The sequence below is a fragment of the Streptomyces sp. NTD91 genome (assembly GCF_059510455.1).
Map to the genome: position 1 here is coordinate 46,596 of NZ_JCAJZW010000051.1, position 6,000 is coordinate 52,595.

The 6,000-nt window shown below is 74.2% G+C and carries 4 protein-coding genes and 2 pseudogenes; 3 read left to right on the plus strand and 3 right to left on the minus strand.

All coding sequences use genetic code 11. The features are described 5' to 3' along the window. Positions 1 to 521: 521 nt before the first annotated feature. Complete coding sequence (locus tag AC5WRT_RS33895; protein WP_496097987.1) at positions 522 to 2,348, minus strand: phosphatidylglycerol lysyltransferase domain-containing protein; 1,827 nt, start codon at positions 2,346 to 2,348, stop codon at positions 522 to 524. Between the two features lie 170 nt (positions 2,349 to 2,518). Then, entirely contained in the window at positions 2,519 to 2,794 is a 276-nt protein-coding gene (locus AC5WRT_RS33900) for a hypothetical protein (RefSeq protein WP_496097988.1), read from the minus strand. A 113-nt stretch (positions 2,795 to 2,907) separates the two neighbouring features. On the opposite strand from AC5WRT_RS33900, the pseudogene AC5WRT_RS33905 reads away from it, so the two are divergent. Next, positions 2,908 to 3,557: pseudogene (locus AC5WRT_RS33905) on the plus strand (M55 family metallopeptidase); the annotation flags it as partial. A gap of 244 nt (positions 3,558 to 3,801) precedes the next feature. Here the strand turns inward: AC5WRT_RS33905 and AC5WRT_RS33910 are convergent. Continuing rightward, complete coding sequence (locus AC5WRT_RS33910; RefSeq protein ID WP_496097989.1) at positions 3,802 to 4,431, minus strand: CGNR zinc finger domain-containing protein; 630 nt, start codon at positions 4,429 to 4,431, stop codon at positions 3,802 to 3,804. A gap of 78 nt (positions 4,432 to 4,509) precedes the next feature. Between AC5WRT_RS33910 and AC5WRT_RS33915 the strand changes: the two genes are divergently transcribed. Continuing rightward, a complete protein-coding gene (locus AC5WRT_RS33915) occupies positions 4,510 to 5,283 on the plus strand; it encodes an MBL fold metallo-hydrolase (protein WP_496097990.1) in 774 nt (257 codons plus the stop codon). A 342-nt stretch (positions 5,284 to 5,625) separates the two neighbouring features. Beyond that, a pseudogene (locus tag AC5WRT_RS33920) lies at positions 5,626 to 6,000 on the plus strand (hypothetical protein); the annotation flags it as partial.

The following is a 6,000-nucleotide window of genomic DNA, read 5'->3' on the forward strand; positions in this document are numbered from 1 at the left end:
CGGCCGAGGGGCATCACCCGATCCCGTACGCCCTGTCCGTCGGCACCCTGCGTGCCGGTGACCGGGCCGGCAGCGTGCCGGACCTGCTGGTCGCTGAGGGACGCCTCGGGGTGCGGATCGGGGAGGAACCGGACGCGGCGCGGGAGGAGTTCGAGCGGTGGGTGGCCAGGACTTGCGCCGGTGATCCCTGGTTGCGTGAGCACCCCGCCCGCGTACGGTGGCTCGGGGGCCAGTTCGCGAGCGGCCGGCTGGCGGAGGGGCATCCGCTGCGGCACACCGTGGCGGACGCCTGCGCCGACGCCGACGGCGGCTCCCGGCGGCGTGAGCGCGGGGCCCCGTACGGCAGCGACCTCAGGCTCTACACGGCCGCCGGGATACCCGCCCCGCAGTACGGGCCGGGGGACGTGCGGGTGGCACACGGCCCGCGGGAGTGCGTCTCGGTACCGGAGGTGGTGGGTGGCCCGGACGCCGGTGCTGACGGCCCTGCGGACGGACGGCGTGGAGTGACCGGCTCACCGGGCTCAGGACGGCCGGCTGCCCATCCCCGGCAGGGTCAGGAATCCCTCCGCGCGGGCACTCGCCAGGCCGATCCTCGGGATGTCGCTGCTCTTGGCGAAGAGCAGGAAGCGCGGCTCCCACACCGGGCGGTACTTGGCGTTGGCCCGGTAGAGGGACTCGATCTGCCACCAGCGTGAGAAGAAGGTGAGGGTCGAGCGCCACAGCCGCAGGACCGGGCCCGCGCCCAACCGGGCGCCGCGCTCGAAGACGGAGCGGAACATCGCGAAGTTCAGCGACACCCGCTGGATGCCCAACTCCTTACCACGCAGCAGGAGTTCCACGACCATGTACTCCATCAGGCCGTTCTCGCAGTCGCGGTCCCGGCGCATCAGGTCCAGGGACAGGCCGTGCTCGCCCCACGGGACGAAGCTGAGCAGAGCGCGCGGCTCGTCGTTCGCGTCCCGGCACTCCAGCATCACGCAGCGGCCGTCCGCCGGGTCGCCGAGGCGGCCGAGGGCCATGGAGAAGCCACGCTCCGTGGCACCGTCGCGCCAGCGGTCGGCGCACTCGATCAGCCGGACCATCTCGTCGGCGGGGATGTCCTCGTGGCGACGGATACGGACCGTGTAGCCGGCCCGCTTGACCCGGTTGTGGGCCTGCCGGACCACACGCATGGCACGGCCCTCCAGACTGAAGTCGGCGATGTCGACGATCGCTTCGTCGCCGAGCTCGAGGGCGTCCAGGCCGTGCCGGGCGTAGATGGTGCCGGCCTCCTCGCTGGCGCCCATGACGGCCGGGGTCCAGGCGTGCCGGCGGGCTTCGGTGAGCCAGGCGTCGATGGCACCGGGCCAGGCCTCGGGGTCGCCGATGGGGTCGCCGGAAGCGAGGGAGACGGCGCCGACGACGCGGTAGGTGACGGCTGCCTTGCCGGTGGGGGAGAAGACGGCGGCCTTGTCGCGACGCAGCGCGAAGTAGCCGAGGGAGTCCCGGGCGCCGTGCTTGTCCAGCAGGGCCCGCAGCCGCGCCTCGTCGTCCTCGGTGAGCAGCTTGCGGCCGCGCGGGGAGCGGAAGCAGGCGTACAGCACCAGGCAGAAGGCCGCGGCGAGCAGGAGGTTGAGGATGATGTCGACCCAGCGGGGGGCGTGCACGGAGTCGACGCGGTCCGCGAGCGGGCCGACGCTGATGCCGCGCAGCAGGCTGTAGGCGAGTTCCTCGAGCAGGGGCGCGTGCGGCAGCTTGTTGGTGGCGTGCACGAGCAGGGTGCCGAGGCCGCCGGTCACCGCGATGCCGCCGACGCCCACGGCCAGCGCGAGCCTGGGGTTGGAGGGGTCGCCGATGGCATTGAACTCGCGGCGGCCGATCAGCAGCGCGGCCACGAACAGGCCGGTGAGGGCGGTGGAGACCCAGTTGAAGGCGTGGTCGCGGTAGGGGTGCTGGGTGAGTGCGAGGACGTAGAGCACGAACAGGGGACCGGCGAGCAGCAGGTTGACCACCCACGCGGCCCGCTTGCCGCGCCGCATCACCAACGCCAGGAAGATGGCCGCAGCGGCCGAGGCCAGACCCGCGGTGGCCAGGTACGGGGTGAAGAACTGGCCGGCGTGGTGGGCGTGGGCGTGCACGTGACGGGCGGTGAAGAGCTTGCCGTCGTTGTGTTCCTGCACCTCTTTGCGGAACGGCAGCGACATGACCGCGACGATGTTGAAGACGGCGATCAGCCGCAGGTACCACACGGTGGCCGAGGCCGCCCGCGCGCGGACGCGGGGGCTTGGCTGGGGCAGCTGCGGCAGGCGGCGCAGGCCGCGTTGTGCGGGGACCTGGGGAGTGGTCAGGGTCGGCTGCTGAGCGGGCATGGTGACTGGTCACCTTGACAGGGTGGGGGACGGTGCGGCCCCGGCCGGGGCACCTTGACCCTACAGCTTGTAGGGTAGTGCGCTCGGATGAGGTTTCGGGAGAGGAGCGTACCGGCATCCGCCCCTACCCGGTCCTTCCCGTGCCGCCTCTTACCTGGCCCTGTCCGGCCTTACCCGGTCTTTTCCCGCCCGCGCCGGGCCGCCATCAGATGCCAGCCGAGGTTCCCGACCGCCGCGCCGGCCGCGACCGCGGCGACGATCACCCCGCCGGTCGCGAGGCCGTCGCTGAACAGATGCGGGCGCCGGTCGAGGCTGTGCAGCCCGAACCCGCACAGCTCGTACACGCCGACGGCGGCGACGAACAGGCTGACGACCAGCAGGGCCAGCGTCGGCGCCAGAGTGCGCGCGCAGACCTCACCGCCGGCCTCCGTTTCCGTGTCCTGCATGGGTCCCCCGATGAACAGACGAATGAACGGCCTCGCGGCAGCCGGTGATTGGGAACCTACAATACGTAGGGTCGGTCGGGGTCGACGGCGTGCGCATCTGCATCAGCGTGGACATGGAGGGCGTCACCGGTCTCGTGGACGCCGACGACGTCCAGCCGGGCGGCCGGGACTACGAGCGCGGCCGCTCCATGATGGCCGAGGGCGTGAACGCGGCGGTGCGCGGTGCGCTGACGGCCGGCGCGGGCGACATCCTCGTCAACGACGCGCACGGCCCGAGGCGCTGCACCCGGCCGCCCGGCTGGTGCGGGGCAAACCCAAGCCGATGGGCATGCTGGAGGGCCTGACGGAGGACTACGACGCCGCGCTGTGTGTCGGTTATCACTGCCGGGCCGGCGCCCCGGGTGTGCTCAGCCACAGCTTCATGGGCCACGAGATCGAGGACATGCGGCTGGACGGCCGTCCGGTCGGCGAGATCGGGCTCGCCCACGCCACGGCGGCGGCCCTGGGGGTCCCGGTCGTGGCCCTCACGGGTGACGACGTGGCGTGCGCGGAGACGACGGCGTGGGACGCGTCCGTGGTCACCGTGCCCGTGAAGTACGCCCACGACCGGTTCGCGGCCGAGCTGCGTCCGCAGGCGGAGGCGTGGAAGGCGGTCGAGGAGGGGGTCGCGGCGGCCCTGAGCCCTGCCCCGCGCCGCCCCGAACCCACCGCCGCCGAGGTCACGCTCACCGTGCGCTGGCAGTCCGCCTCCGCCGCCGCGATCCTCCCCGGCATTCCGGGCGTGGTGTCCGAGGACAGCCGCACGATCCGGGCGACCGCCCAACTCCCCGCGCTGTATCGACAGTTCGGTGTGCGGATGCGGGTCGCCGCCTCGCTGACCGGGCAGGCGCCGTACTGCCAGGGGATTTCGTCTGGATCAGGTCGGGCGGGCCGCGGCGTCCGGTGCGGTGCATCGCAAGCCGGAGGATCACCGCGTACTGGTGGGCCTACCAGTACGACGGCACGCCCTAGGGGTCGCCGTCGGGGCGTCCCGTGCGGCGGGCGTAGGCGCGGGCCGCTCGGGCTCGGTCGCCGCAGCGGGTGGAGCACCAGTGGCGGCGGCCGTGGCGGAGCAGGTAGCGGTTGCAGGGTGTCGAGCCGCAGGCGGTGAGGCGGTCGGCGTCGGGGCCGGTGAGCAGGTCGGCTGCGTCCGCGGCGAGGGCGGCCAGGGCGTGCTCGACGATCTGGGTGGTGGGGTGGGCCGTGGCGCGGTGCAGGCCCCGCTCCGGCGACCAGTGCAGCAGCGAGGCGGCCGGGGCGAGGGTGAGGGCCTCGTTGACGGCGGCGAGGGCGTCGGCGGGTGCCGGGCGGCCCTCGATACGGGACGTGAGCAGCGAGCGGACCGGCTCGCGCAGCGCCCGCAGGCGGCTCGCGCACGTCTCGCGCAGGCCGGCGCCGACCGGAGCCAGCCCGTGCTCCACCAGCCAGTGCTGCGCGGCGGCCGGCGTGTCCAGGAAGTCGGCCCGTTGCCCGCCGGGCAGGGTGATCACGCTGTTGGCGAGGTCGAGCGCGGGATGCCGCGCGGCACCGGGAGCGGGCGGCAGGGGCGGCTCGGCGCTCTCCTGCACGGCGGGGATCGAGGAACTCACGACTCTCATGGTACGTCTTGTCATCATCCGTGAGGAAGCGGTAGCGTCTCTCACGGATGACAATCCTCCTGTCCGTGAGGTGAAGCCGTGACCGCCCCCTCCGCCGACTTCGGCGAGCAGATACCCGTCCGCGTCCTCGGCGGCCCCACCGTGCTCATCGAGTACGGCGGGCTCCGCCTCCTGACCGACCCGACCTTCGACGGCCCCGGCGACTACCCCTCGCCCAGCGGCCGCACCCTGACCAAGACCGCCCCGCCGCGCATCGGCGCCGACGAACTGGGCCCCGTCGACGTCGTCCTGCTCTCGCACGACCAGCACGCCGACAACCTCGACCACTCCGGCCGGGACGTGCTCGCGGCCACCGCGCGCACCCTGACCACCCCCGCGGCGGCGAAGCGCCTCGGCGGTGCCACCGAGCCCCTCGTCCCCTGGCAGTCCGTCGACCTGCCCCGTCCCGACGGCGGCACGCTCACGGTGACCGCCGCCCCGGCCCTGCACGGCCCCGAAGGCTCCGAGCCGCTCGTCGGCGAGGTCACCGGCTTCCTGCTCACCTCCGCCGACCTGCCCGGCGTCTACGTCAGCGGCGACAACGCCTCCCTGGAGCTGGTCCGGGAGATCGCCGACCGGTACGGCCCCGTCGACACCGCCGTCCTCTTCGCCGGCGCTCCCCGGATGCCCGTCCTCGACGACGCCCTCCTCGTCCTCGACGGCAGGGGCACGGCCGCCGCGGCCCGCCTCCTCGCCGCCCGCCGGGTGGTCCCGGCCCACTGCGACAGCTGGGCCCACTTCACCGAGGGCCGCGAGCACGTGGTGGCGGCGTTCGAGGAGGCAGGCCTGGCGCACCTGCTCCAGTCGGCCTGAACCGGAGGCGCTCCTCAGGGCTCCGTGCGGCGCAGCGGCACGGCGAGGCCGCCGAAGAACTCCCGCTCTGCGTCGACGCGTCGGGCATGCCGCGCGGTGGCGGCCATGAGCGGGAACTCCTCGGGGGCCAGCGCCGGGACGGCCGCCGTGCCGGCCCCCGACAAAGAACCGAGCCGGGCCGGCTGCAGGGCGCCGTCGGCGCAGGCGGCAGGCTGCGAGGTCCAGTACCCGGCGCCCGCCCGCGGGTCCCGCGTCCGTGAGGATGCCGAGCACCGTCTCCGACCAGCGCGGCACGGTGCGCGAGTGGTGCCGGTGGGCGACCGACAGCGGGATCACCGAGGGATGCGCGCCGAGGGTGTCCCGCACCCGCCGGACCGTGATCTCGATCCGCTCGCGCCACGGCAGGTCCGCCGCCGGTGCCCGGTGTCGACCGCCCCGAGCACGGACTCCACGACCAGCAGCTCCAGCTCCGCTGCCGCCGGACTGCGCGCGCCGGAGATCACCGGGGGCCGCCGCGGGGAGGGGGAGGAGGAGCGGTGGTGGCGGACCGCGGTCCTCGGCGTCCTCGGCATCGGCGCCATGCCCCTGCTGTTCGATCCCGCAGGGCGCCCGCCCGGCGGGGTCGCCGCCACCGTCGCGCCGCCCGGCCACCGCGGGGGGAGCAGACGAGAGACGACCCGGACCGGCCGGACCGGCGGAGTGCCTGTTGCGGCACTA